Raw genomic sequence first — 26,132 nt, 5'->3', positions numbered from 1 at the left:
GAGAACGTGTGATCATCGCCAAGGATCTGGAGATCCGGATCGGCGCCCGGGTGCTCGTGCACCCCGCCAGCTTCCAGATCGGACCCGGCGACCGGGTGGGTCTCGTGGGCCGCAACGGCGCCGGTAAGACCACCATGACGCGCCTGCTCGCGGGCGAGGGCCAGCCCACCGGCGGCTCGGTCACCCACAAGGGCAGCATCGGCTACCTGCCGCAGGACCCGCGCGAGGGCGAGCCGACGCAACGGGCGCTCGACCGCATCCTGTCGGTGCGCGACCTCGCGGGGCTGCTCACGAAGATGCGTGAGGCCGAGGAGGGCATGGCGAGCCCCGACCCGAAGGTGATGGAGAAGGCGATGAACGCCTACCCGCGCATCGAGGAGCGCTTCCGCGCCGCGGGCGGCTACGCCGCCGAGTCCGACGCGCAGCGCATCGCGGCGAACCTCGGCCTCGACGAGCGCATCCTGTCGCAGCCGCTCGGCACGCTGTCCGGCGGCCAGCGCCGCCGCGTCGAGCTCGCGCGCATCCTCTTCTCGGACGCCGAGACGCTGCTGCTCGACGAGCCCACCAACCACCTCGACGCGGACTCGATCGTGTGGCTGCGCGGCTTCCTCGCGAGCTTCCCCGGCGGCCTCGTGGTGATCTCGCACGACGTCGAGCTGCTGCGCGCCTCCGTCACCCGCGTGTTCCACCTCGACGCCAACCGCGGCGAGCTCGACCAGTACGCGCTCGGCTGGGACCTCTACCTCCGCCAGCGCGAGACCGACGAGAAGCGTCGCCGCCGCGAGCGCGACAACGCCGAGAAGAAGGCCGCCGCGCTGATGGCCCAGGCCAACAAGATGAAGGCGACCGCCACCAAGGCCGTCGCCGCGCAGAACATGGCCAAGCGCGCCGAGCGCATGCTCCAGGGCGTCGAGGGGGAGCGGGTCCAGGACCGCGTGGCCGCGCTGCGCTTCCCGACCCCCGCCCCGTGCGGCAAGACCCCGCTGCGCGCCGCCGAGCTGTCGAAGTCGTACGGCTCGCTCGAGGTCTTCACCGACGTCGAGCTCGCGATCGACCGCGGCTCGCGCGTGGTCGTGCTCGGCCTCAACGGCGCCGGCAAGACCACGCTGCTGCGCCTGCTCGGCGGCGTCGAGGACCCCGACACCGGCGAGGTGCAGCCCGGCCACGGCCTCAAGCTCGGCTACTACGCCCAGGAGCACGACACGCTCGACATGAACGCGACGGTGCTGGAGAACCTGCGCCACGCTGCGCCGGACCTCGACGACACCGCCGTGCGCAACGTGCTCGGCTCGTTCCTCTTCATCGGCGACGACGCGTACAAGCCCGCGAAGGTCCTCTCGGGCGGCGAGAAGACCCGCCTCGCGCTCGCGACGCTGGTCGTGTCGCAGGCCAACGTGCTGCTGCTCGACGAGCCGACCAACAACCTCGACCCGGCCTCGCGTGCTGAGATCCTGCGCGCCCTGCGCACCTACGAGGGCGCGGTCGTGCTGGTGACTCACGACGAGGGCGCCGTCGAGGCGCTCGAGCCGGAGCGCGTGCTGCTGCTGCCGGACGCGGTCGAGGACCTCTACAACGAGTCCTACCGGGAGCTCATCTCCCTCGCGTAGCTCCGTCGACCCTAGAGCGCGTCCTCGATCTCCTCGTCGGTGGGCTCGGCGCGACGCCGGCGGCGCGGCTCGCGGGGCTCGCGCGGAGCCCCACCCGGCGCATCGTCCCCGGCGGTCGCCTGCCACTCGCGTCGCGCGAGCAGCACGCCGGCTACCGGGGCGATCACGGCGAAGGCGAACCACTGCCACGTGTACGCGAGGTGCGGGCCCAGGCTGAGCGTCGGCAACGGCACCTGCGAGCCGAGCGCGTCCTCGCACCCGGACGCGGTGCACACCTGCTGCACCATGCCGTAGCCGTCGATCGGCTCGGCGTCGGGCGCGGGCATCTGCGCGGGGGTGATGCGGGTGGCGCCGTCGTCGCGCCGCCCGTCGTCCTCCTCGGCCGCGCGCAGCACCACCTCGAGGGTCACGTCGCCCGTCGGCAGGTCGGGGACCACGCCGTCGGGCTCGCCCGAGTCGGGGATGGGCACCCAGCCCGCGTCGACGAGCAGGGATCGCCCGTCGTCCGTGTCGAACCACGCGAGCACGTGCCACGTGCGCTCGCGGTCGACGGGGCGGTTGCGCAGCAGCGTCGTCGAGCCCTGCTCGAACTCGCCGTCCACGGTCACGCGCGTCCACTCGGCGTCGCCGACGGCGGAGCCCGCGGGCACCGCCTCGGCCAGCGGCACCGGATCTGCGGCGGCGTTCGCCTCGTACAGCGTGATCGCGGCGGACCGCGCCTCGTGCCTGCCGAGCTGCCAGAAGCCCGCCCGGACCGCGACTGCGCACACCGCGAGCGCGAGGATCACGATGCCCACGACGCGCAGGATGCGCGAGGCGAGCGAGGGCGTGGTCACCCGCACGATGCTAGTGCCGCGCTTTCGCGCATCGGTCCCTGGCTCCGCTAGCGTGGCCCCCATGACCCGCCACGTCCTCGTCACCGGTGCCGCGCGCGGCATCGGACGGTCGATCGCCGAGGCCTTCGTGGCCAACGGCGACACCGTGTCCACCATCTACCGCGGAGGCGACCTCCCCGAGGGGGTGACCGGCGCGATCTCCGACGTCACCGACACCGCCGCCGTGAACGCCGCGTTCGACGAGCTCGAGGCGCAGCACGGCCGCGTGCGCGTGCTGGTCGCCAACGCCGGCATCACCCGCGACGGCCTCCTCATGCGCATGAGCGACGAGGACTTCGAGCAGGTGATCGACGTCAACCTCACCGGCACGTTCCGCTGCGTGCGTCGCGCGGTCAACTCGATGATCCGCGAGCGCTTCGGCCGCATCGTCCTCATCGGCTCGGTCGTGGGCCTCATGGGCAACCCCGGCCAGGTCAACTACTCGTCGTCGAAGTCCGCGCTCGTGGGCATGGCCCGCTCCGTCACCCGCGAGGTGGGCGCGCGCGGCATCACCGCGAACGTCATCGCACCGGGCTTCATCACCACGGACATGACGGCCGAGTTGGGCGACGACACCGTCAAGCAGTACGCGGACACCATCCCCGCCAAGCGCTTCGGCTCGACCGCCGAGGTCGCCGCCGCCGCCATCTACCTCGCGTCCGACGCCGCGGGCTACGTCTCGGGCGCGGTGCTGCCCGTCGACGGCGGCCTCGGCATGGGCCACTGACCCCGCTAGGAGCAACCATGGGCATTCTCGAAGGCAAGAACATCCTCGTGACCGGGGTCCTCACCGAGGGCTCGATCGCGTTCGAGGTCGCGCGGCTGTGCCAGGAGCAGGGCGCGACCGTGGTCCTCACCGGTGTGGGCCGCTCGCTCAAGATCACGCAGGCCATGGGCCGCCGCCTCCCGGTGGAGGCGAAGGTCGTCGAGCTCGACGTCACCAACCCCGAGCACCTCGCCGCGCTGCCGGACGCCGTCCGCGAGCACGTGCCGCACCTCGACGGTGTGGTCCACTCGATCGGCTTCGCGCCGCAGTCCGTCATGGGCGGCAACTTCATGGCGGGCGAGTGGGAGGACGTGTCCACCGCGATCCACATCTCCGCGTACTCGCTCAAGGCGCTCGCGCAGGCGACCGCGCCGCTGATGGAGAACGGCGGCTCGATCGTCGGCCTCACCTTCGACGGCCGCTACGCGTGGCCGGTCTACGACTGGATGGGCGTCGCCAAGGCCGCCTTCGAGGCGGTCAACCGCTACGTCGCGCGTGACCTCGGCCCGCAGGGCATCCGCTGCAACGTGGTGTCGGCCGGTCCGATCAAGACCACCGCCGCGAAGCACATCCCGGGCTTCGAGCAGATGGAGGGCCGCTGGTCCGAGCGCGCCCCGCTCGGCTGGGACTCCGAGGCCACCGAGCCGACCGCCCGTGCGGTGACGGCCCTGCTGTCGGACTGGTTCCCCGCCACCACGGGCGAGATGATCCACGTAGACGGCGGCGTGCACGCCATGGGACAGTGACACCGTGCCTACGCTGATCCTCGCCCGCCATGCCAAGGCCGAGGCCCCCGCGGCCGGCCTGAGCGACTCCGACCGAGCACTCGAGCTCATCGGCCGCAAGGCCTCCACCCGCCTCGGTCAGGTGATCGCCGAGGCCGGACTCACCCCGACCCTCGCGCTGGTGTCGCCGTCCAACCGCACGCAGCAGACGTGGAAGCTCATGTCGAACGCGTTCGGCGACTGCGAGACGGTACTCGACGACGAGCTGTACGAGACCAACGTGCCCGGCCTGCTCGACGTCCTCAAGACCGCAGGCGACGCGGACACCGTGGTCGTCGTGGGCCACGAGCCGACGTCGTCGGCCGCCGCCGCGCACCTCGCGGGGTCGGGCTCGGACAAGTCCGCCCTGCAGCGGGTCGCCCACGGCCTGCCCACCGCGACCGCCGCGGTGCTCGAGTTCGACTGCCCGTGGACCGACATCACGTCGCGCTGCGGCCGGCTGACCGCGGTCCTGTCGGGCCGCGACGTCGAGGAGTGACCGGGGCGCCTCCCGCCGTCAGCGACACCGCGCCGCTGTGGCGCGCCCTGCTCGCGATGCAGCGCTTCGGCTGGGAGCAGGGCGTCGCCAGCCATGCCGCGATCGACGACGGCGACACCGGACTGGCGCACCTGCTCGCGCGTGACGCGGTCGCGCGCCAGGACGCCGACGGCCAGCTGGGCGCGATGGACGACGCGGCGGCCGTGAACTCGGGCGCGCTGCTCGAGGCCGCGCTGCTGCTGGGTGAGGACGACGCGGCGGTCGCCGAGGCCGCCCAGCGTCAGCGCTGGTGGCTGCTGCGTTTCTCGCCGCGCGACGACTGGGGCGTGCTGCACCACCTCAAGGGCTCGACCGAGGTGTGGGCCGACTCGGTCTACATGGTCGTGCCGGCGCTCGTCGCCGCCGGGGACCTCGCTCCCGCGGACATGCAGCACCGCATGCACCGCGAGCAGTTGTGGGACGAGGGCACCGGGCTCTACCGCCACCGCTTCGACATGGCGTCCCGCACGTTCGCGCGCGACGCCTACTGGGCGAGCGGCAACGGCTGGGTCGCCGCCGGGCTCGCGCGCGCCCTCCACCTGCGTGTCGCCGCCGAGACCGTCCGCACGCGCTGGGAGGGCGACGCCCGCGCGCTGCTCGACGCGTGCGCGCGCCACGAGCGCGAGGACGGGCGCTTCCACGACGTGCTCGACGACCCGGCGAGCTTCGTCGACGGCTGCGCCGGCCTCATGCTCGCCTACGCCGCGTTCACGGGCGTCGCGGACGGCTGGCTGCCGGCCTCCTACGCGGACGATGCGGCCCGCTGGGCAGACGCCGCGCTCGCGCACGTGGGCGAGGACGGCATCGTCCGCGAGGTCTGCGGCGCCCCCGGCTTCGACCGGCAGGGGAGCAGCGCGGAGGCGCAAGCCTTCGCGATCATGGCGATCGCCGCGCGCCGCCGCCTCGGCTGAGGCCCGCTGCGCCGAGACGAGCAGCACGGGACTCGGTAGCGTCGCCCGCCCCGCTCGGCGTTTTCATGCAGTTGCGCGGCCGGACGGCCGGCGAGACGCGCGTCGCCGCGCACGGATCGCCCGCGTGTGACCCAGCGCGACCCCGATGGCGCCTCGGCACGTGGCCGTGCGCGCGCCGAAGTGCATGAAATCGCCGAGCGTCGTGGAGGGTGACGCCGCGCCCCCCGGCGGCTCGTCGCGCCGTGCTGCCGCTATTCATGCACGAGGCGCCGTCGCCCGGCGCATCGTGCATGAATCACGGCAGCGTCGCGCACGGGCACGCGCCTGCGCGCGCCGAGTGCCGGGGCTCAGCCCAGGATGATGTCGAGCGCGGCGTCGAGACGAGGCGCGTTGAGGGCGACGTCCGCCTTCTCCTGCACGATCGGCTTGGCGTGCCACGCGATGCCGAGCCCGGCGGCGGCCATCATGTCGAGGTCGTTGGCGCCGTCGCCGATCGCGACCGCGTCCTCGAGCGCGCAGCCGACCTCGGCGGCGAACGCGCGCAGCGTTTCCGCCTTGACCTCGCGGTTGACGACCGTCCCGACGGTGCGGCCGGTGAGCACGCCGTCGGCCACCTCGAGGCGGTTGGCGCGGTACCGCGTGATCCCGAGCCGCGCGGCCAGGGGACCCACCACCTCGGCGAAGCCGCCCGAGACGAGCGCGACCTCCCAGCCGGCGGCCTGGAGGCCGGCGACCAGCTCAGGCGCACCCGGCGTGAGCTCGACCTCGGCGAGCACGTCGGCGAACACGGTGTCGGCCACGCCCGCCAGGGTCGCGACGCGCTCCTTGAGCGAGGCCGAGAAGTCGAGCTCGCCGCGCATGGCGCGCTCGGTGATCTCGGCCACCAGCTCGCGCGTGCCCGCACGGGCGGCGATGAGCTCGATGACCTCGGCGGTGATCAGGGTGGAATCGACGTCGAGGACGCACAGCCTCATGCCGTGACGACCGTCCCCTTCGGCACGACGGTGATGCCCGACTCCGTGACCGTGAACCCGCGCGCGACGTCCGACTCGCGGTCGATGCCCACGCGCGCGCCCTCCTGGACGTCGACGTTCTTGTCGAGGATCGCGCGGTGCACCTGCGCGTGGCGGTGCACCTGCACGCCGTCGAGCAGCACCGAGTCGCACACGGTCGACCACGAGTGCAGGCGCACGCCGGGGGACAGCACCGATCCCGTCACGGTCGCACCCGAGACGATCACGCCGGGGGAGACGATCGAGTCCGCGGCGTGGCCCAGGCGGCCCTCCTCGGAGTGGATGAACTTCGCCGGCGGGTGCGTGATGAGGCCCTGGTGCAGCGGCCACTGGTCGTTGTAGACGTTGAAGACCGGCTGCACCGCGATGAGGTCCATGTGGGCGTCGTAGTACATGTCGAGCGTTCCCACGTCGCGCCAGTAGTCGCGGTCGCGGTCGGTCGAGCCTGGGACGTCGTTGCGGATGAAGTCGTAGAAGCCGCACGTGCCCTTGTCGACGAAGTGGGGGACGATGTCGCCGCCCATGTCGTGCTTCGACGTCGGGTTGTTCGCGTCCGCGGTCAGCGCCTCGAGCAGCGCGTCCGCGTTGGCGACGTAGTTGCCCATCGACGCGAGGATCTCGCCGGGGCTGTCCGGCAGGCCGTCCGGGTTCTTGGGCTTCTCGAGGAACGCGCGGATGCGGTCCGGCTGGTCCGGGTCGATGTCGATGACGCCGAACTGGTCGGCCAGCGAGATCGGCTGGCGGATGCCCGCGACGGTGAAGTCCGCGCCCGACTCGATGTGCGCGTCCACCATCTGCGAGAAGTCCATGCGGTAGACGTGGTCGGCGCCGACGATGACCACGATGTCCGGCTGCTCGTCCTCGATGATGTTGACGGTCTGGTAGATCGCGTCCGCGCTGCCGAGGTACCAGTGCGGGCCGCGACGCTGCTGCGCCGGCACCGGTGCGACGTAGTTGCCCAGCAGCGGCGACATGCGCCACGTGCGGGCGATGTGGCGGTCGAGCGAGTGCGACTTGTACTGCGTGAGCACGACCACGTGGAGGTACCTCGAGTTCACGAGGTTGCTCAGTGCGAAGTCGATGAGGCGGAACGTCCCTCCGAACGGGACCGCCGGCTTCGCGCGGGCTGCGGTGAGGGGCATCAGGCGCTTGCCCTCACCTCCTGCAAGGACGATGGCGAGAACCTTCTGCGCTGGCATACAGCCAGCATAGGGGGCAAAGCGGGGCAAGGTCGGGCTATGCGCCGGGCGAGCCGCTAGCGTGGGGGTCATGCGCGTCGACATCCTCACCCGTGAGTACCCGCCCCACATCTACGGAGGCGCCGGAGTCCACGTCACCGAGCTTGCCGCGGTGCTGCGCCGGCACCTCGATGTGCGGGTCCGCGCGTTCGACGGACCGCGCGACGAGCCGGGCGTGACCGGCTACGATGCGCTCGGCGGCGGGGTCGGCGACGCGTCCCTCGACGTGCTCGCGCACAACCTCCCGATGGCCAAGGACTGCGGCGGCGCGGACCTCGTCCACTCGCACACCTGGTACGCGAACATGGCCGGCCACCTCGCCGCGAAGCTCCACGGGATCCCGCATGTGCTGTCGGCGCACTCGCTCGAGCCGCTGCGCCCGTGGAAGGCCGAGCAGCTCGGCGGCGGCTACCGCGTCTCGAGCTGGATCGAGAAGACCGCGTACGAGGCCGCCGACGGGATCATCGCCGTGTCCGAGGGCATGCGCCAGGACGTGCTGCGCTGCTACCCGGACGTCGACCCCGGCAAGGTGCTCGTGGTGCACAACGGCATCGACGTCGACGCGTGGGCGGCGCCGACCACCGACGAGGCGCGCGCGAAGGCCGACGCGGTGGTCGCGGAGCACGGCATCGACCCGTCCCGTCCCGCGATCGTGTTCGTGGGCCGCATCACCCGCCAGAAGGGCCTGCCGTACTTCCTCAAGGCCGTCGAGCGCCTCCCGAAGGACATCCAGGTTGTGCTGTGCGCGGGTGCGCCCGACACCAAGGAGATCGCGGCCGAGGTCTCCGGCGCGGTCGCGAAGCTCCAGCAGGAGCGCGACGGCGTCGTATGGATCGAGAAGATGCTGCCGCGCGACGAGCTGGTCGCGGTGCTCGACGCGTGCACCGCCTTCGTCTGCCCGTCCGTGTACGAGCCGCTCGGCATCGTCAACCTCGAGGCCATGGCGGTGGGCCTGCCCGTCGTCGCGACCGCCACCGGCGGCATCCCGGAGGTCGTGGTGCCGGGGGAGACCGGCACGCTCGTCGCGATCGACCAGGTGCAGGACGGCACGGGCACGCCGCTCGACCCCGAGGGCTTCGCCTCCGACCTGGCCGCCGCGCTCACCGACATGGTCTCCGACGAGGCCCGCGCGCGCACGATGGGCGAGGCCGGACGCCGCCGCGCGGCGGAGAGCTTCTCGTGGGACGCGATCGGCGAGAGGACGCTGGGCGTCTACCGCACGATTCTTGGATAGGCTCACCTGCCATGACTGAGGTGCTCGGGTTCGAGGGCGTGCGGGTGCGCCGAGATGACAACGAGATCCTCCGGGACGTGTCCTGGAGCGTGTCCGACTCGGACCGGTGGGTGATCCTCGGTCCCAACGGCGCGGGCAAGACCACGCTGCTGTCGATCGCCGCGGCGCGTATGTTTCCCAGCGAGGGCACCGCGACCATCCTGGGCGAGCGCCTGGGCGACACGGACACGCGCGAGCTGCGCGTGCGTGTCGGACTGTCGAGCGCCGCGCTCGCGGACCGCATCCCGCCGCACGAGACGGTGCGCAACGTCGTGATGACCGCGGCCTACGGCGTCACCGGCCGCTGGCAGGAGCAGTACGACGAGTTCGACGAGGACCGCGCGGACGCGCTCCTGTGGGCCTTCGGCATGGAGGACTTCGCGCAGCGCGAGTTCGGCACCCTGTCCGAGGGCGAGCGCAAGCGCGTGCAGGTCGCACGCGCGCTCATGCCGGACCCCGAGCTGCTGCTGCTCGACGAGCCCGCCGCGGGCCTCGACCTCGGCGGCCGCGAGGAGCTGCTCGAGGCGCTCCGCGAGCTCGCGGGCGACCACCGCTCGCCGGCGATCGTCATGGTGACCCACCACGTCGAGGAGATCCCCGTGGGCTTCACCCACGTGATGCTGCTGCGCGAGGGCCAGATCGTCGCCGCCGGCCCGATCGCCGAGACCCTCACCTCCCAGGCGCTGACGCAGACCTACGGCATGCCCGTCGAGCTCACCGCGGCGGGCGGCCGCTACTCGGCGCGCCGCGGCTAGGGGCCGTCGTGAAGGTCTCGGCCCGCGCCGACTACGCCCTCCGGGCCGTCGCCGAGCTCGCGCGCGCCGACGCGCCCCGCACCACGGGCGAGATCGCGTCGAGCCAGGGCATCCCGCGCAAGTTCCTCGAGGGCATCCTCACCTCGCTGCGTGACGACGGCCTCGTGGTGGGCCAGCGCGGCATCGGCGGCGGCTACCGTCTCGCGCGCGAGGCCGTCGACATCACGCTCGCGGACGTCGTGCGCGCCGTCGACGGGCCGCTCGTGTTCGTGCGCGGCGAGCGCCCCTCCGGCCTCGAGTACGACGGCGCCGCGTCCGAGCTCCTCACCATCTGGGTCGCGGTGCGTGCGAGCATCCGCGCGGTGCTCGAGCGCGTGACCGTGGCGGACCTCGCCTCCGGCGACCTGCCAGGGGAGATCCGGGAGCTGGTCGAGGACCAGGCGGCATGGGAGGACGCGCAGACCAACCTACTTGGCGAGTAGGGATTGATTCCTACCTACTAGGTGGGTATGGTTTGTCTCACCTCGACTCATGGCCGCGCCCGCGACCGGCTCGGGGCGGAGACCCTCATGCGCACTCTCGTCCTGGTGGCGATCGTCGGCTTCGGAGCGCAGCTCGTCGACGGCAGCCTCGGCATGGCCTACGGCGTCACGTCGTCCACGCTCATGCTCGCCGTGGGCCTCTCGCCGGCCCTCGCGTCGGCCACCGTCCACCTGGCCGAGGTGGGCACCACGCTCGCCTCCGGCGTCGCGCACGCCCGCTTCGGCAACGTCGACTGGCGGGTCGTGTGGCGGGTCGGCGTCCCCGGCGCGATCGGCGCCTTCGCCGGCGCGACGTTCCTGTCGAGGATCTCGACCGAGGCCGCCGGCCCGATCATGGCGATGCTGCTCTTCGGCCTCGGCATCTACGTCCTCACACGCTTCACGGGCACCAAGGTCAGCGCCGACAAGGCGGTACGCCCGCTGCGCACCCGCTTCCTCGGCCCGCTCGGCCTCGTCGCGGGCTTCGTCGACGCGACGGGCGGCGGCGGCTGGGGCCCCATCGGCACGCCCACGCTCCTCGCCTCGGGTCGCATGGAGCCGCGCAAGGTCATCGGCTCGATCGACACCTCCGAGTTCCTCGTCGCCGCCGCCGCGTCGGTCGGCTTCCTCGTCGGGCTGGGCACCTCCGGCATCGACTTCGGGTGGGTGCTCGCGCTCCTCGCCGGCGGCCTCATCGCCGCGCCGCTGGCCGCGTACCTCGTGCGCCACGTCCCGCCGCGCATGCTCGGCGCCGCGGTCGGCGGCATGATCCTGCTGACCAACGCGCGCACGCTGCTGCACACCGACGCGCTGTCCGCCGTGGCCCCCTACGCGTGGGGCGTCTACGCCCTCATCGTCGCCGTCTGGGCCTGGGCGATCGCCCGCGCCTGGCGCGGCCACCGCGCGGACCAGGCGGTCCGTACGGACGCGCCCGCGGAGGCCGCCGCGGCCTGACCAGGGGCCCTGCCGCCGGGTCATCCTCCGGGAGGCGCGCATCGTCCGCGGGGACGATGCGCGCCTCTCGTCGTCCCTGCTAGCGTCCACCTGAGAAGGAGGATGCTGTGGAACAGTTCCTGTGGTGGTTCATCGCGGCGATGATTCTCGGAGCGGTCGAGATCTTCACGCTCGACCTGTTGTTCGCGATGCTCGCGGTCGGCGCTCTCGCCGGCGGCGTGGCGGCGCTCCTGGGGGCGCCGTGGTGGTTGGCCATGATCATCGCGCTGGTCGTCGCATCGGCGCTCATCGGGCTGCTGCGCCCGTTCCTGCTGCGCTCGTTGCGCGCCAAGGGCGAGGGCGCCCCGCAGACCAACACCGCGGCGCTCGTCGGCCGTCCCGCACGGGCGCTCGACGAGGTCACGGAGACCCGGGGCCGCGTCAAGCTCAACGGGGAGGTGTGGACCGCGCGCACCGAGGACGATGCGCCGGCCATCCCCGAGGGTTCCGAGGTTCGCGTCCTCAGGATCGATGGCGCGACCGCCGTGGTCGCGCCCGAGAAGGAGAGCTGAGATGGACAACGTCGGAACGATCATCGTGTGGATCGCGATCGCGGTCCTCGCGATCTTCGTCATCACCGCGATCGCGCGCGCGATCATCGTCGTGCAGCAGACGCAGGCGTACCTGGTGGAGCGGCTCGGCCGCTATCACAGCACCATGGACGCGGGCCTGCACCTGCTGGTGCCGTTCATCGACAAGGTGCGGGCCAAGGTCGACCTGCGCGAGATGGTCTACTCGTTCCCGCCGCAGTCCGTCATCACGTCGGACAACCTCGTGGTGGACATCGACACGGTCATCTACTTCCAGGTGACGGACCCGAAGTCGGCGGTGTACGAGATCGCCAACTACATCACCGGTGTCGAGCAGCTGACCACGACCACGCTCCGCAACATCGTCGGCACGATGGATCTCGAGCAGACGCTCACCAGCCGCGACCAGATCAACGGCCAGCTGCGCGGCGTCCTCGACGACGCGACCGGCAAGTGGGGCATCCGCGTCAACCGCGTGGAGCTCAAGTCGATCGAGCCGCCGCTGTCCATCAAGGACTCGATGGAGAAGCAGATGCGTGCCGAGCGTGACCGCCGCGCCGCGATCCTCACGGCGGAGGGCGTCAAGCAGTCGGCGATCCTCACGGCGGAGGGCGAGAAGCAGTCCGCGATCCTGAGGGCCGAGGGCGCGGCGCAGTCGCGCATCCTTGAGGCGGAGGGTGAGGCGCGCGCGATCCTCCAGGTCTTCGACGCGATCCACGAGGGCGACGCGGACTCCAAGCTGTTGTCGTACCAGTACCTGCAGATGCTCCCGGAGATCGCGAAGGGCAACAACAACCAGATGTGGTTCGTGCCCACCGAGTTCACGGGCGCGCTCAACGCGATCGCGGCGGGCTTCGGCGCCGTCACCGAGCCGGAGCCGCTCGAGCGCGATCCCGAGCGCGCGAAGCGTGCCGGCTCGCGGATCACGTCGGCGCTCGCCGACCCGCGCGCCGCGCTCGAGGAGGCCCGTCGTCAGGCCGAGGGCATCTCGGGCGAGGCGGAGCAGGCGGGCACCCGGTCGGGCAAGCCGTTCGACCCGGACGCCGAGAAGGGCCAGTAGGGACGATGCGACGGGCCCCGGGGGAGCGATCCCTCGGGGCCCTCGCCGTCCCCGGGGTGCGTGACGGGCCGCCCCGGGGACGCGCTCATCCGCCGGGCAGCTGCCGGCGCTCGCGGACCATCCACACCGCGGCCACGACGAGGGCGACGCCGGTGAGCAGCACGCCCACCCAGGTCGCGACCGCGTCCCCGACCAGGTGGTCGATGAGCTGCGGCGTGGACACGAGGAGCCCGATCCCGCCGGGCACGATGAGCAGGGCCAGCCGCGACACGGCGATCGCGACGGCGATCATCGCGATCGCGACCGCCACGGCCGTGATCAGCATCGGCGTGCGCGTCTCGTCGTACGCCGTCGTCTGCAGGGCGAGCACCGTCAGCATGCCGCCTGCGACGAGCGCCGCCGCCGTCGGACGCAGCCAGCCGAGCGCCCCCGCCACGACCCACACGGCGCCCACGGTCGCGAGCGTGACGCCGATCGCGGCGCCCATGTCGAGGTCGTCCGCGACCGTCACGGACACGATCGACGAGGCGAGGCCCGCGAGCGCGGCGAGCGTCGCCAGCTGAGCGAGGCCTCGTCTGCGCACGACGTAGATCGCCGCCGCCACCACGAGGGCGGGCGCGGTCACGGCGATCCCCATGGGCTCGTCCGAGACGCCCGCCGCCTCCGCGATCACCCACGCGAGCCATGCGGTCAGGCCCACGGTGGCGAGCAGCAGGACCGACGCGAGGCGCTGCGCCGGGTCCGTCGCGACGCGTGCGGCGAGCGTCCCGCCCACCGCCACGACGGCGAGCAGGCCGGCGACGATCGCGATCCGGCCGGCCGTCGGCAGGTCGGCCCAGGTCCGGCCCAGCAGGAACGACACGGCGGAGATCACGAGCGCCGCCCCGAGGTAGCCGACCACCTCGCCCACGAGCGCGAGCGCACGCGGCTGTGATGGCGGTGGGGGTGGTGCGGCGGCCTCGGGGACGTGGGCGACGGCGTCGGGTGCGGTCGGAGGTGGCGCGATGTCCTGGTGCTCGTGCTCGTACCGGCGCAGGTCGTCCCCCACGGCGGGGGTGATGAGCCCCGCCTCGACCCACCGGTCGATACGTGCCTCGAGCCCGTTCATGGCCGCTTCCCTCCAGCGACACCGACGTCGTCGTCGACACCTTCAGGCTACGCCCGGGCCGGGCGCGCGGCCACCGGATCCTGGGATGATGGCACCCATGCCCGTCATCCCGATCGACGACCCCGCCGACCCCCGCCTGGCCGACTACCGCGGCCTCACCGACGTCGCGCTGCGGCGCGTCCTCGAGCCCGAGCGGGGCCTCTACATGGCCGAGGGCGCCAAGGTGATCGAGCGTGCGATCCGTGCCGCGCATCGTCCCCGCTCCGTGCTGGTGAGCGAGCGCTGGCTCGAGTCGGTCGCGCCGCTCGTCGACGAGGGCACGCCCGTGTACCTCGCCCCGGCCGCGCTGCTCGAGGACGTCACCGGCTACCAGGTGCATCGTGGCGCGCTCGCGTCGATGGAGAGGCCGGCGCTGCCCGCGCTCGCGGACCTCGCGCGCGACGCGCGGCGCATCGTGGTGCTCGAGGGCATCGTCGACCACACCAACGTGGGCGCGATCTTCCGCTCCGCGGCGGGCATCGGCGCGGACGCGGTCGTCGTCTCGCCCACGTGCGCCGACCCGCTCTACCGGCGCTCCGTCAAGGTGTCGATGGGCACGGTGTTCCAGGTGCCGTGGACGCGCGCGGAGTCGTGGCCGGGCGCGCTGGACGAGCTGAGGGGCCTGGGCTTCTCGGTGGCGGGGCTCGCGCTGACGGACGATGCGGTGGCGCTCGACGACTTCGCCGCCCGGGCGGGCGAGCGGGTCGCCCTGGTGATGGGCACCGAGGGCGACGGGTTGACCCGCCAGGCGCTCGCGCACGTCGACGAGGCCGTGGTGATCCCGATGCACGGGGGAGTGGACTCGCTCAACGTGGCCGCGGCGTCCGCGGTCGCGATGTGGGAGCTCCGCGCGCGCTAGGACACCTCCGCCGTCGCCTCGTGCGTGAGCGGGTCGTAGACGAAGGTCACGGTCGCGTCCTCGTCGAGCTCCAGCGCCATGTTGGGGCCGTCGCTCACGCCGCCCGCGCCGTAGTTCTCGTCCCATGCGCCGTCGATCGCGATCTTGAACTCGTGGGCGCCCGCGGGCAGTTCGACCGTGAGCGTCCACGCGGACGCGGATTCGTCGAACGTCATCGCGATCTGCTCGCAGTCGGGCTGCCACCACTCGGCGCAGCCCACGAGCTCGTTGAAGCTGCCGGGCACGGACGGCTGGCCGGCGCCCCTCGCTCCGCCCGCGCGGGCCGCGACGATGACGGACTCGACGGACGCGTCGCCCTGCGTCGCCACGGCCTTGTACTGCACCTCGGCCCCGACCTCGACGTCGGCCAGGTCGTCGGTGACGGCGTACGCGGGCGCGGTGGCGTCGGTCCCGACCTCGGTCCACTCGCCGCCGCCGACGCGTCGCGAGATCGTCACGGACGTGTCGGCGCGCGCCGGCGACACCTCGGCCACGACGGTGGCCTCGGCGCCGAGGGTGCCGCCCGCGAGCGGGTCCGCGATCGCGACGGTCGGTTCCGGCACGGTCGCCGTGATCGCCTCGCCGGCGGACTCGTGGCCGATGCCGTCGGAGACCACCGCCTGGTACTCGACAGTGGCGCCGGGCGCGAGGTCCGTGACGACGTCGTACACCTGGAAGGGCGCGGCGTCGTCCGTGCCGAGGTGCTCCCACGCGCCGCCCTCGGCGCGCGCCCAGAAGGACACCTCGGCGTAGCCGTCGCCGTCGACGCTCGCGCGCACGGGCAGGCGTCCGGGGTCGACCTCGTCGCCCGCGTCGCCGTCCCAGCCCGCCTCGAGCGTGACCGTCGCCGCCTCGTCGCGTTCGACGATGCCGGATCCGGCCTGGTAGACGACCGTCCCGAAGGCGGGCACGGTCACCGTGGCGACCCCCGCATCGTCCGTCTCGACGGTGGCCTCGCCGTCGCCCGCGAGCAGCGTGAGGGTGCCGCGCGACCACGTCGGGATGTCGACGGTGCGCGGCTCGTCGTCGCTGTTGAGCGCGACCACGGTCTCGACGCGCTCGTCGCGGTCGATGCGCGAGAACGCGTAGACGCCGCGGCCCTCCTCCGCGAGACGCGTCACCTGCGCGCCCGAGCGCAGCGCCGGCGTCGCGTCGGTGACGGCCGTCAGCTCCGCGATCCAGGCGTAGAGCGGCTGCGCGGTGTCGTAGGCCGGGTCGGCGAGCGTCGCGTCGGACCCGATCAGCGCATCGTCCACGTACTCCGGGATCGACGTGCCGAACAGGGGCTGCCGCGCGGCCTTGTCGCCGCCGTCCCCGGTGAGGCCCTGCTCGTCGCCGTAGTAGACGACGGGGTTGCCGCGCCCGAGCAGCAGCAGCGAGTGCGCGAGCAGGTCGCGGGCGAGCAGCTCGTCGTCGGCGGCGCCGGGGTTGTCCTCGAGCAGCATCCCGCCGAAGCGGCCCATGTCGTGGTTGCCCAGGAAGGTGGGCAGCTGGGCGGCGCTCGAGTCCGCGTCGGTGTACCAGTCGTCGGCCGCGTAGAAGGCGGCGAGGTCGGAGGCGTCGCCCTTGCCGGAGGCGAAGGCGCGCGCGGCGCCCTGGAACGGGAAGTCGAGCACCGCCTGGAAGCCCACCTCGGTGGTGTAGCGCGACGTGGCGGCGCGCGAGCCGTCGTAGACCTCGCCGAACACGAAGAAGTCCTCGGTCCCCTTGTCCTGTGCGGCGCCGAGGACGCCCGGCAGGAAGGACTCCCAGAAGCCGTCGTCGACATGGCGCACCGTGTCGACCCGGTAGCCGTCGATGCCGGCGTCGATCCAGTCGGAGTAGATCGCGGTCATGCCCTCGACCACGACCGGATTCTCGGTCCACAGGTCGTCGAGCCCGAAGAAGTCGCCGTACTGCGAGTCCTCGCCCGTGAAGGTGGTGTTGCCGCGGTTGTGGTACGCCGTCACGTCGTTGAGCCACGCGGGGCTCTTGGCGTCCTCCTCGCCGTCCGCGAGCACCGGCGCGTAGGGGAAGGACGATGCGGTGACGGCGGGGAAGTCGCCGGCCGCCGCGGCGGCACGGTCGTCGAACGCGGTCCCGTCGGCGTCGAGGTAGGGGGCGGTGTCGGTGCTCACGTACGGCATGCGGTCGCCCTCCGCGTAGCCGATGACGTCCGCGGTGTGGTTGGTGATGATGTCGAGGAAGACCTTGATGCCGCGCGCGTGCGCGGCCTCGACCAGGCTCTCGAGCGCCTCGGTGCCGCCCAGGTGCGGGTCGACGCTCGTGAAGTCGGTGATCCAGTAGCCGTGGTAGCCCGCCGACGCGTCCTCGAGCTGCACCGGCTTGTTGGTGAACGGCGGCGACACCCAGATGCCGGTGACCCCGAGCCCCGCGAGGTAGTCGAGGCGCTGCTCCACTCCGGCGAGGTCGCCGCCCTGGTAGAAGCCCGCATCGGTGGTGTCGAGGCCGGACACGAGGGGGTCGGCGCCCAGGCCGCCGTCGTCGTTGGACGGGTCGCCGTTCGCGAACCGGTCCGCCATGAGGAAGTAGAGCACCTCGTCGGCGGGGGCCTCGCGCGCGGGCGGGACCGCGTGCGGGCCGTCCTCGCCTCCCAGCAGCAGCGCGGCGGCGATGCCGCCTCCGACGAGCGTCGCGGCGGCGGCGGCGCCGGCCACGACGCGGGAGCGGCGGGTGCTGAGCATCCTCATCGATGCGTCCTCCGTATCGGTTGCGATGCAAACGCTTGCATCGTCGACATGGAACGCCATCGTAGGGCCTTCCCGGGGTGTCCGCGCGCACATCCGCCCTCGTCCCGCGGGCGTCTTGCCGAGTGTCGGAGGGCGGGTCCATAATCGAACATACGTTCGAACAGGTGTTCGAACGGACGATGCGGGAGGCGGGTGACGCGATGGAGACGGCCGAGGCGAGGATCGCCCGGGCGCGCGAGGCGCTCGCGGGGGTCCAGCGGCGGGTGGGCACCACCCGCGACCGCTGGGAGGCGCCCACGCTGCCGCTGACGCCGCTGCTCGACCAGGTGCTGCCGCAGGGGCTGCGGCGCGGTCAGGTGATCGCGGTGGCCGGCTCGACGTCGCTCATGCTCGCGCTCGCGGCCGCCGCCTCGGAGGCGGGCTCGTGGACCGCGGCCGTGGGGATGCCCGCCCTCGGGGTGGTCGCGGCGGCGCGGCGCGGCCTCGACCTCGCGCGCCTCGCGCTCGTGCCCCACCCGGGCGCGCAGGCGGCCGCGACGGCCGGCGCGTGCGTCGACGGGATGGACGTGGTGCTGCTGGGGCCACGCCTCGCGCTGTCCGAGGCGGACCGGCGCCGCCTCGCCTCCCGCGCCCGGGAGCGCGGCACGGTCATCCTCGCCGAGGGGGCCTGGACGGGCGCCCACACCACGCTCACCGCGGTGGGCTCGCGCTGGCACGGGCTCGGTGCGGGCGACGGCCGCCTGCGGGGCCGGGAGCTCACGGTGAGGATCGAGGAGCGCCGCGGCGGCACCGCGCGGCTCGTGACCCTGCCGATCGAGGGGGCGGCGCTCGGCGTCGCGGCCGCCGGCGTCCGGGCCCCGGCACGGCGCGGCGCGTCCGCCCCGGCGGCGTCCCTGCGCGCGCTCGGGGGCGCGGCATGAGCGTCATCACCGTCGTCCGCCGCGCCGTCCTGTGGGTGCCCGACTGGCCCGTGGTCGCCGCGATGACGGAGGCCGGTCTCGGCGCGGACGTGCCCGCGGCGGTCCTGCACGGGCGCGGGCTGATCGCGGTGTCGGCCGCCGCGCGCAGCGCCGGGGTGCGGCGCGGCAGCACCCGCCGCCTCGCGCAGCGCGCCTGCCCCGAGCTTGCGATCCTGCCCCACGACGAGGGCCGCGACTCGCGCCTGTTCGAGGCCGTCGCGGCCGCCGCCGAGCAGGCCGTCTCCGGCGTCGAGATCTCCCGTCCCGGGCTCATGATCATCCCCGCGGACGGCGCGGCCCGCTTCCACGGCTCGGAGGAGGCGCTCGCGGAGGCGCTCGTCACCGCCGTCGCCGAGCACGCCGGCATCGAGTGCGCGGTCGGCGCCGCGGACGGGCTGCTCGCGGCCGTGCTCGCGGCCCGCTCGTCCGAGGTGGTCCCCGCCGGGGCCTCGCGGGAGTACCTCGCGCCCGCGCCCGTCGACTCGCTCGCGCTCGCGGCCATGGAACGCGCGCAGCGGCAGGAGGTCGAGCGCCTCGCGAGCGTGCTCACGCGGCTGGGCATCGTCACGCTGGGCGACCTCGCGGCGCTGCCGTTCGCGGACGTGCTCGCGCGCTTCGGGCCCGTGGGGGTGTGGGCGCACCGGCTCGCGTCGGGGGAGGACCTCGCCCCGCCGGTGCTGCGCCGCACCGAGGAGGACATCGCCGTCGAGCACGTGTTCGAGGACCCGGCGGAGCGCATCGAGCAGCTCGTCCACGTCGCCAAGGAGGCGGCCGCGGCCCTCGACCGCGCCCTGCTCGACGCCGGCATGCGCTGCGGGCGCGTGCGCATCACCGCCCGCACGGAGAAGGGCCAGGAGCTCGAGCGCGTGTGGCGCACGGACGTCGGCACCCGCGCCGGCGCGTTCGCGCGGCACATGACGGACCGCGTGCGCTGGCAGCTCGAGGGCTGGCTGTCGGGCACGGCGGGCGGGCCCGGCGCGGCCCACCGCCCGGGCGTCGGGCCGGCGGGCGGCGTGCCGGAGCCCTCGCCGCTCGTGTCACTCGGCCTGGTCGCCGAGGACGTGGTGCCGCTCGGTGCCGAGCAGGCCTACCTGTGGGGCGGGGTGTCGGGCGCGGACTCGCGCGCGCATCGTGCCCTCGAGCGCGTCCAGGGGCTGCTCGGCCTCGAGGGCGTGCTCGCGGTCGCCGAGCAGGGCGGACGCTCTCCCCGCGACAGGGCGCACCTCGCGCCCTGGGGCCAGGAGGCGCCCCCCGCCCGCGCGATCGCGCATCCGTGGCCGGGGCGCATCCCCGACCCGCCGCCCGCCACCGTGCCGCCTGCCGCGCGGCCGGCGCTCGTGCTCGACGCGGGCGGCGCGCCGGTCACCATCAGCCGGCGCCTCGCGGTGAGCGCCTCGCCCACCTGGGTGCGGATCGAGGCGGACCCGTCCGACGAGCGCGCGCAGGCCGCCAACCGGCACCCCTCCTCGGGTCACGTCGGCCGGGTCGAGGGGCCGGTGTGGGACCGTCCCCGTCCGGTCGAGTCGTGGGCGGGGCCCTGGCCGGTGTCCGAGCGCTGGTGGTCCGAGGACGCGTCGCGGAGCGCGTACCTCCAGGTCGCGCTGCGCGACGGCGAGGACACGGTGACCGCGGTGCTGCTCGCGTACGGCGGCGGCGAGTGGCGGCTGGAGGCCGTCTATGACTGACGTCCCCGAGTACGCCGAGCTCCACTCCCACAGCGCCTTCAGCTTCCTCGACGGCGCGAGCCAGCCGGAGGAGATGGCGGCGGAGGCGGGCCGGCTGGGCCTCAGCGCGCTCGCGATCACCGACCACGACGGCCTGTACGGCGCGGTGCGCTTCGCGGGCGCGGCCCGGGAGATCGGCCTGCCCACGGTGTTCGGGGCGGAGCTCAGCCTCGCCGCGGACGGCCCGGGCGGGCGGCCCGTGCTCGACCCGCCCACCGGCGTGCCCGACCCGCGCGCGTCCCACCTCGTCGTGCTCGCGCGCGGCGCGAGCGGCTACTCGCGGCTCAGCCACGCGATCGGCATGGCGCACCTCGCGACCGGGGAGAAGGGCCTCGCCCGCTACACGCTCGAGATGCTCGCCGAGGCGGGAGGCGGGGACCTGCTCGTGCTCACCGGCTGCCGCAAGGGCCCGGTGCGCGCCGCGCTCACGGGCCTCGGCGGCCCGGGGCCGGCCGGCGTCTCCCGGGAGGGGCACGCGGCGGCGCGGGCCGAGCTCGACCGGCTCGTCGCGCTGTTCGGCCGCGAGGGCGTCGCGGTGGAGGTCACGGACACGGGCTCGCCCTTCGACTCCGAGGTCAACGCGGCGCTGGCGGACCTGGCCTTCGACGCGGGCCTGCCGCTCGTCGCGACCACCAACGCGCACTACGCGACCCCGCGCGACGCGGACCTCGCCGGCGCGCTCGCCGCGGTGCGCGCGCGGTCCTCGCTCGACGACATGGACGGCTGGCTGCCCGGCTCGCCCGGCCAGCACCTGCGCAGCGCGGGGGAGATGCTGTTCCGGCACCGCCGCCACCCGCAGGCCGTCGCGACCGCGGCGCGGCTGGCCGCCGAGTGCGCCTTCGACCTCGACCTGGTCGCGCCGAACCTGCCGCCGTACCCCGTGCCGCCCGGCCACACCGAGGCCACGTGGCTGCGCGAGCTCACGTACCGGGGCGCGCGCGAGCGCTACGGGCCGCCCGACGCGGAGCGGGTCAAGGGCGCCTGGCGGCAGATCGAGCACGAGCTCGCCGTCATCGAGGCGCTCGACTTCCCCGGCTACTTCCTGATCGTCCACGACATCGTGGCGTTCTGCCGGCGCGCGGACATCCTGTGCCAGGGGCGCGGCTCGGCGGCCAACAGCGCCGTGTGCTTCGCGCTCGGCGTCACCGCGGTGGACGCGGTCACCCACGGGCTGCTGTTCGAGCGCTTCCTCGCGCCCGAGCGCGACGGGCCGCCGGACATCGACGTCGACATCGAGTCGGACCGTCGCGAGGAGGTCATCCAGTACGTCTTCTCGCGCTTCGGGCGCATCAACGCGGCCATGGTCGCGAACGTCATCCAGTACCGGCCGCGCTCGGCGGTCCGGGACGCGGCGCGGGCGCTCGGCTTCGACGTGGGCCAGCAGGACGCGTGGTCCAAGTCGATCGACCGGTGGAGCACGCTGCGGATGTCCCCGCAGCAGGAGGAGGAGTGGGCGGCGAAGCAGCGCGACGCGATGTGGCCCGAGCCTCCGCCCGCGCAGGAGCTCGACCACATCCCCGACAACGTCCTCGCGCTCGCGGACCGCTTCCTGCGCCTGCCGCGCCACCTCGGCATCCACCCCGGCGGCATGGTGCTGTGCGACCGGCCCGTCATCGACGTGTGCCCGGTCGAGTGGGCGCGCATGCCCGGCCGCACCGTCCTCCAGTGGGACAAGGACGACTGCGCCGACGCCGGCCTGGTGAAGTTCGACCTGCTCGGCCTCGGCATGCTGTCCGCCCTCAAGTACGCGTTCCGCTACCTGCAGGAGACCCGCGGCGAGGACCTCGGCCTGCACTCGCTGCCGCAGGAGGACCCGGAGGTCTACGACCTGCTGTGCGCAGCCGACACCGTGGGCGTGTTCCAGGTCGAGTCCCGCGCCCAGATGGCGACCCTGCCGCGCCTGCGGCCCCGGCGCTTCTACGACATCGTCATCGAGGTCGCGCTCATCCGTCCGGGCCCGATCCAGGGCGGCTCCGTGCACCCGTACATCAACCGGGCGCGCGGCCGCGAGAAGGTCACCTACCTCCACCCGCTGCTGGAGCGGTCGCTCGGCAAGACGCTCGGCGTGCCGCTGTTCCAGGAGCAGCTCATGCAGATGGCGATGGACGCGGCCGGCTTCGACGGCGCCCTCGCGGACCAGCTGCGCCGCGCGATGGGCTCCAAGCGCAGCCCCGAGCGCATGGAGGCGCTGCGGGCGCGCTTCATGGTGGGCGCGAACGAGCGCGGCATCCCCGCGGACGTCGCCCATCAGATCTTCGACAAGCTCAAGGCGTTCGCGGACTTCGGCTTCCCCGAGTCGCACTCGTTCTCGTTCGCGTACCTCGTCTACGCCTCGAGCTGGCTCAAGGTGCACCGGCCCGCCGCGTTCTACGCGGGCCTGCTCGCCGCTCAGCCCATGGGCTTCTACTCGCCGCAGTCGCTCGCGGCGGACGCGCGCCGCCACGGTCAGGCGATCCTGCGCCCCTGCGTGGTCCGCTCCGAGGTGCTCGCGCGGGTCGAGGCGCTCGCCGTGCCGTTCGCGCCGCCGGGGGAGCGGCGCGAGGAGATGGCCCGGCTCGTCCGCGTCGACTCTAAGCTCGCGGTGCGGATGGGCCTCGGCGCGGTGCGCGGCCTCGGGGACGATGCCGCGGCCGCCATCGTCGCGGCGCGCGCCGAGCGCCCGTTCGCGGACCTGCACGACATGGCCCGCCGCGTCCGCATCCGCCCGAAGGGGGTGTCGGGGCAGTCGGGGCTGGCGCCCGAGAAGGGGCTGTCGACGGCGCAGTGGGAGGCGCTCGCGACGGCGGGCGCGCTCGAGGATCTCGGGGTGACGCGACGCGAGGGGCTGTGGGCCTCGGGCGTGCTGTCGCGCGAGGGTCCCGACACGCTGCCCGGCACAGTGCCGGGCGCGCAGGCGCCCACGCTGCCCGGCATGAGCGTGGTCGAGGAGGCGGTGGCGGACGTGTGGGCGTCCGGCGTGTCCGTCGAGGGTTACCCGACGGCCTTCGTGCGCGACGGACTCGACAAGGCGGGGGTGCTGCGCGTCGCCGAGGTGCTCGCGCACGAGGCGGAGCGGCGCGTCACGGTCGCGGGCGTGGTCACGCACCGTCAGCGGCCCGGCACGGCCCGCGGCGTCACGTTCATCTCGCTCGAGGACGAGACGGGCTTCCTCAACGTCATCTGCTCGGTGGGGGTGTGGAAGAGGTTCCAGGCGGTGGCCCGGCGCTCCCCGGCACTCATCATCCGCGGGCGCATCGAGCGTGCCGACGGCGCGACCAACCTGGTCGCCGAGCACCTCTCGCCCATGTCGCTCAAGGTGCCGTCGCGGTCGCGCGACTTCCGCTGAGGTGGACCCTCAGCACCGCGGCGCCGGGCGACGTTGACCGGCGCGCGGCGTCAGGTGGCCGCGGCGGGGGCAGGAGCGGCGGTGACGAGATGGCGCACCGTCGCGAGGAGCCACTTCACGGCCACGACGGATGCCAGCACGAGGACCGGGGTCGTCGTGCCGGCGACGAGCGCCCACACGAGCGCGGCCGTCGCCACGATGCTCAGCAGCCCGCCCACGCGGTGGTACCACCGCCGGGCCTGCGGGTCCGACTCGAACGACTCGGCGGAGCCTCCCGCGCAGGCGGCCACGCCCATGACGTAGACGAGGCCCGCGGTGGTGCGCGCGGAGTCGACGAGGGGCCAGTCCGCCCCTGTCGCGTGCGCCCACGCGAGCGCCACGGCGGCGCCCGAGAAGGCGGTCCCGACGATGTCCCTGCCCGATGCGATCACGGCCGACCCCCTTGCCAGATGCGTGCTCCGGGAACCACCTCCCACGCTACGCAGCGGGGTGCCGGATGCGAGGGTCCAAGGTCCCTGCGGGCCGGCCTCGCGCGCACCTCGTTCCGGAGCAGCGGGAATACCTGGGGCGTCGCGCGTGGTTGTCAGAGGCGCAACCCGGGAAAGCGCACTCAACCGAAGGAAGGAACAAACCATGTGGGACTTCATCCTCTGGATCGCCGCGGTGATCCTCGTCGTGTTCGGCGTGATCCGCATCTTCCAGAAGCAGATCCTCTGGGGAGTCGTGCTCATCGTCATCGGCCTGCTCGTCGGCCCCGGGGGAGTCAGCCTGCTCACCTGACGCCTGATCACTTTGTTTTTCGGTGGTTCGAGCCCCAAGTGGATTTTGCGCCCGTCAGACCGTGCTAAAGTTCTTCTCGCGCTGAGGCGCTCGGAAGAGCTCCTCGGACCACCTGTCCGGGTGGCGGAATTGGCAGACGCGCTAGCTTGAGGTGCTAGTGCCCGTATTAGGGCGTGGGGGTTCAAGTCCCCCCTCGGACACCAAGGGAAGGCCCCGACCGCAAGGTCGGGGCCTTCTGCGTTCCCCCTGCAACGGCGCGGGGGTGCCGCGCGCCTCCCGGGCGGATCCGCCGATACGATGCGAGCAGCGCGCCGGACCCCGGCGCCTCCCGGCGGACGGACAAGGAGAGCAGGTGGCAGCCACGACTTCGCGGAGAGCGCCGTTGCCCTCCGAGTGGCTGGGCCTCGCCGAGGGCTGGGCCGCATCGTTCCGCGACTCCCGCCGCTCCCGCCTCGCCGTCCTCGCGCTCTACCTCGCCGTCGCCGCCGCGATCGTGGTCCCCGTGGTGCTGGGGCCCGGTACCGCGATGTCGCGCATCGACGAGCCGACCCACGCGGACTACGCCTGGCGCGCCGCCCACTTCCAGATCCCCTACGCCGGGTCGATCATCTCGCCCGAGATCCGCGAGGCCTGGGCGTGCGTGGGGCAGGAGCGTTACGAGCTGCCCGACTGCGGCGAGGACGCCGACGCGTGGGAGTTCCCCTACGAGGGACAGCAGTACAACTTCTCCCACCCGCCCCTGTACTACTTCGCGGTGGGCCTGCCGGCGCGCGCCGTCGACGCGCTCATCCCGGCGGTCGACTTCCTCACGGCGGCCCGCCTGCTCGGCGTCCTGTGGCTCGGCCTGGGCATGTTCGTGATGTTCGTCGCGCTGCGGCGGTGGCGCATCGACCCGGCGGCGGCGATCATCGCGCCGCTGCTGCTGCCCGCCTTCCCTCGCGTGCTGCACGCCGTCACCACCGTCAACCCCGACGCGGCGACCGTCCTCATCGGCGCCTCGGCCGTCTGGATCGCGGCGCGCATCTTCGTCGACGACGACGTCGACTGGCGGCTGCCCGCGCTGCTCGCCGGCGTGGCGGGCATGACCAAGACCATCGCGGCGATCCCGTTCATCGCGCTCGGCGCGCTCCTCGCCTTCCGCATGCTGCGCGACTGGCGCCGCTCGCGCCCGCGCGGGCGGGACGCCGCGATCGTGGGCGCGATGGCCGGCGCGATCCTCGTGCCGTACCTGATCTGGCAGGCCTGGCAGGGCACGCGCGGCGACCCGAACTGGCAGAACCCGCTGGTGGGGCTCAACACGCGCGACGTGCTCGGCCTGCCGGGCTCGGAGTGGCTCGAGACCGCGTTCAGCGGGCTCAACCTCGCCTCCGACTACTACCTGCAGGAGCCGCTCAACGTCGCGCTGATGATCTCGTGGACGCGGCTGCTCAACTTCCTCGTCATCGGCGCGATCTTCGGCGTCATCGTGGCGTGCGCGAAGGAGCCCGCGCGCCGCTCGCTCGGGTGGATGGTGATGGCGGGCACGATCCTGTACCCGACGGTCGTGCAGATGCAGGCGTACCTCAACACCGCGGTGCCGCAGTACTTCCCGAACGTCACCGGCCGCTACGGCCTCGCGCTCATCCCGGGAGCCGTCGCGTGCCTCGTGATCGCGGCGTGGAAGGCGGGCTTCCGCTGGCTCACCTACCTGCTCGCGACCGCCGGGCTCGTCGTGCTCGGGATCGTCATCGTCAACGGCTGGCGCGTCATGTGAGCGGTCGGTCGG

General features: G+C 73.4%; 23 protein-coding genes and 1 tRNA gene. 18 read left to right on the top strand and 6 right to left on the bottom strand.

From position 1 onward, the window contains the following. Positions 1–8 precede the first annotated feature (8 nt). The gene (locus AOM02_RS02080) at positions 9–1,607 is read left to right on the top strand and encodes an ABC-F family ATP-binding cassette domain-containing protein (RefSeq protein ID WP_062296124.1); all 1,599 of its coding nucleotides are present in this window, start codon (positions 9–11) and stop codon (positions 1,605–1,607) included. 11 nt (positions 1,608–1,618) lie between these two features. Here AOM02_RS02080 and AOM02_RS02075 read toward each other — a convergent pair whose 3' ends face one another. Beyond that, complete coding sequence (locus tag AOM02_RS02075) at positions 1,619–2,443, bottom strand: SURF1 family protein (RefSeq protein ID WP_062296123.1); 825 nt, start codon at positions 2,441–2,443, stop codon at positions 1,619–1,621. Positions 2,444–2,504: 61 nt separating this feature from the next. Here AOM02_RS02075 and fabG point away from each other — a divergent pair, with 61 nt between their 5' ends. From fabG to AOM02_RS02055, 4 genes are read left to right on the top strand one after another with little or no spacing between them, the layout of a single operon-like run. Next, positions 2,505–3,209 (top strand): 3-oxoacyl-ACP reductase FabG, encoded by a 705-nt coding sequence (fabG, locus tag AOM02_RS02070; protein WP_062296122.1) that lies wholly within the window; start codon positions 2,505–2,507, stop codon positions 3,207–3,209. A gap of 17 nt (positions 3,210–3,226) precedes the next feature. Beyond that, on the top strand, positions 3,227–3,994 hold the full coding sequence (fabI, locus tag AOM02_RS02065; protein WP_062296121.1) for an enoyl-ACP reductase FabI: 768 nt from the start codon (positions 3,227–3,229) through the stop codon (positions 3,992–3,994). Positions 3,995–3,998: 4 nt separating this feature from the next. Next, entirely contained in the window at positions 3,999–4,511 is a 513-nt protein-coding gene (locus AOM02_RS02060) for a SixA phosphatase family protein (protein WP_062296120.1), read from the top strand. Continuing rightward, positions 4,508–5,461, top strand: coding sequence for a glycoside hydrolase family 88 protein (locus AOM02_RS02055; RefSeq protein WP_062296119.1), 954 nt, complete (start codon positions 4,508–4,510; stop codon positions 5,459–5,461). The genes AOM02_RS02060 and AOM02_RS02055 overlap by 4 nt, the downstream gene beginning before the upstream one ends. 347 nt (positions 5,462–5,808) lie before the next feature. Here the strand turns inward: AOM02_RS02055 and serB are convergent, their stop codons facing one another. Both serB and glgC read right to left on the bottom strand, forming a co-directional pair. Continuing rightward, on the bottom strand, positions 5,809–6,435 hold the full coding sequence (gene serB, locus AOM02_RS02050; protein ID WP_062296109.1) for a phosphoserine phosphatase SerB: 627 nt from the start codon (positions 6,433–6,435) through the stop codon (positions 5,809–5,811). Next, a complete protein-coding gene (glgC, locus tag AOM02_RS02045) occupies positions 6,432–7,673 on the bottom strand; it encodes a glucose-1-phosphate adenylyltransferase (protein ID WP_062296107.1) in 1,242 nt (413 codons plus the stop codon). Before glgC ends, serB begins: the two co-directional genes overlap by 4 nt. A 70-nt stretch (positions 7,674–7,743) precedes the next feature. Between glgC and glgA the strand changes: the two genes are divergently transcribed. From glgA to AOM02_RS02015, 6 genes are all read left to right on the top strand, one after another. Beyond that, the gene (gene glgA, locus AOM02_RS02040) at positions 7,744–8,946 is read left to right on the top strand and encodes a glycogen synthase (protein ID WP_062296106.1); all 1,203 of its coding nucleotides are present in this window, start codon (positions 7,744–7,746) and stop codon (positions 8,944–8,946) included. Between the two features lie 11 nt (positions 8,947–8,957). After that, positions 8,958–9,740: an ABC transporter ATP-binding protein gene (locus AOM02_RS02035; protein ID WP_062296103.1), complete on the top strand. Its 783-nt coding sequence runs from the start codon at positions 8,958–8,960 to the stop codon at positions 9,738–9,740. Between the two features lie 8 nt (positions 9,741–9,748). Next, entirely contained in the window at positions 9,749–10,222 is a 474-nt protein-coding gene (locus AOM02_RS02030; protein WP_062296101.1) for an RrF2 family transcriptional regulator, read from the top strand. 87 nt (positions 10,223–10,309) lie between these two features. Continuing rightward, on the top strand, positions 10,310–11,215 hold the full coding sequence (locus AOM02_RS02025) for a sulfite exporter TauE/SafE family protein (RefSeq protein WP_062296099.1): 906 nt from the start codon (positions 10,310–10,312) through the stop codon (positions 11,213–11,215). 107 nt (positions 11,216–11,322) lie between these two features. Further along, complete coding sequence (locus AOM02_RS02020) at positions 11,323–11,766, top strand: NfeD family protein (RefSeq protein WP_228372680.1); 444 nt, start codon at positions 11,323–11,325, stop codon at positions 11,764–11,766. A 1-nt stretch (position 11,767) separates the two neighbouring features. Beyond that, the gene (locus AOM02_RS02015; RefSeq protein ID WP_062296096.1) at positions 11,768–12,844 is read left to right on the top strand and encodes an SPFH domain-containing protein; all 1,077 of its coding nucleotides are present in this window, start codon (positions 11,768–11,770) and stop codon (positions 12,842–12,844) included. A gap of 85 nt (positions 12,845–12,929) precedes the next feature. Here AOM02_RS02015 and AOM02_RS02010 read toward each other — a convergent pair whose 3' ends face one another. Beyond that, complete coding sequence (locus AOM02_RS02010; protein ID WP_062296094.1) at positions 12,930–13,952, bottom strand: DUF2157 domain-containing protein; 1,023 nt, start codon at positions 13,950–13,952, stop codon at positions 12,930–12,932. A 97-nt stretch (positions 13,953–14,049) separates the two neighbouring features. On the opposite strand from AOM02_RS02010, the gene AOM02_RS02005 reads away from it, so the two are divergent. Continuing rightward, positions 14,050–14,850, top strand: a complete 801-nt coding sequence (locus AOM02_RS02005; RefSeq protein ID WP_062296092.1) for a TrmH family RNA methyltransferase — start codon at positions 14,050–14,052, stop codon at positions 14,848–14,850. On the opposite strand, the gene AOM02_RS02000 is transcribed toward AOM02_RS02005, so the two are convergent. Then, a complete protein-coding gene (locus AOM02_RS02000) occupies positions 14,847–17,579 on the bottom strand; it encodes an alpha-amylase family glycosyl hydrolase (protein WP_062296090.1) in 2,733 nt (910 codons plus the stop codon). The genes AOM02_RS02005 and AOM02_RS02000 overlap by 4 nt on opposite strands. Before the next feature lie 164 nt (positions 17,580–17,743). Here AOM02_RS02000 and imuA' point away from each other — a divergent pair, with 164 nt between their 5' ends. The 3 genes from imuA' to AOM02_RS01985 are packed head-to-tail and all read left to right on the top strand — an operon-like array spanning position 17,744 to position 23,587. Next, a complete protein-coding gene (imuA', locus tag AOM02_RS14180; protein WP_156156034.1) occupies positions 17,744–18,499 on the top strand; it encodes a DnaE2-dependent mutagenesis accessory factor ImuA' in 756 nt (251 codons plus the stop codon). Then, positions 18,496–20,223 carry a DNA polymerase Y family protein gene (locus AOM02_RS01990; RefSeq protein WP_062296085.1) on the top strand — a complete coding sequence of 576 codons (1,728 nt, stop codon included), beginning with the start codon at positions 18,496–18,498 and terminating at the stop codon, positions 20,221–20,223. Before imuA' ends, AOM02_RS01990 begins: the two co-directional genes overlap by 4 nt. Beyond that, a complete protein-coding gene (locus tag AOM02_RS01985; protein WP_062296083.1) occupies positions 20,216–23,587 on the top strand; it encodes an error-prone DNA polymerase in 3,372 nt (1,123 codons plus the stop codon). Before AOM02_RS01990 ends, AOM02_RS01985 begins: the two co-directional genes overlap by 8 nt. A 50-nt stretch (positions 23,588–23,637) precedes the next feature. Here the strand turns inward: AOM02_RS01985 and AOM02_RS01980 are convergent, their stop codons facing one another. Continuing rightward, on the bottom strand, positions 23,638–24,018 hold the full coding sequence (locus tag AOM02_RS01980; RefSeq protein ID WP_062296081.1) for a hypothetical protein: 381 nt from the start codon (positions 24,016–24,018) through the stop codon (positions 23,638–23,640). A 202-nt stretch (positions 24,019–24,220) separates the two neighbouring features. On the opposite strand from AOM02_RS01980, the gene AOM02_RS14440 reads away from it, so the two are divergent. The 3 genes from AOM02_RS14440 (at position 24,221) to AOM02_RS01970 (ending at position 26,120) form a co-directional block, all read left to right on the top strand. After that, positions 24,221–24,367 carry a GPGG-motif small membrane protein gene (locus AOM02_RS14440; protein ID WP_169746579.1) on the top strand — a complete coding sequence of 49 codons (147 nt, stop codon included), beginning with the start codon at positions 24,221–24,223 and terminating at the stop codon, positions 24,365–24,367. A 114-nt stretch (positions 24,368–24,481) separates the two neighbouring features. Continuing rightward, positions 24,482–24,570: transfer RNA gene (locus AOM02_RS01975), tRNA-Leu, on the top strand. A gap of 149 nt (positions 24,571–24,719) precedes the next feature. After that, positions 24,720–26,120, top strand: coding sequence for an ArnT family glycosyltransferase (locus AOM02_RS01970; protein ID WP_156156033.1), 1,401 nt, complete (start codon positions 24,720–24,722; stop codon positions 26,118–26,120). Positions 26,121–26,132 lie beyond the last annotated feature (12 nt).

It is taken from the genome of Demequina maris (assembly GCF_000971155.1).
Lineage (GTDB): Bacteria > Actinomycetota > Actinomycetes > Actinomycetales > Demequinaceae > Demequina > Demequina maris.
The sequence above is the reverse complement of the archived record's forward strand: the minus strand, read 5'-3'. Positions and strand labels throughout refer to the sequence as shown.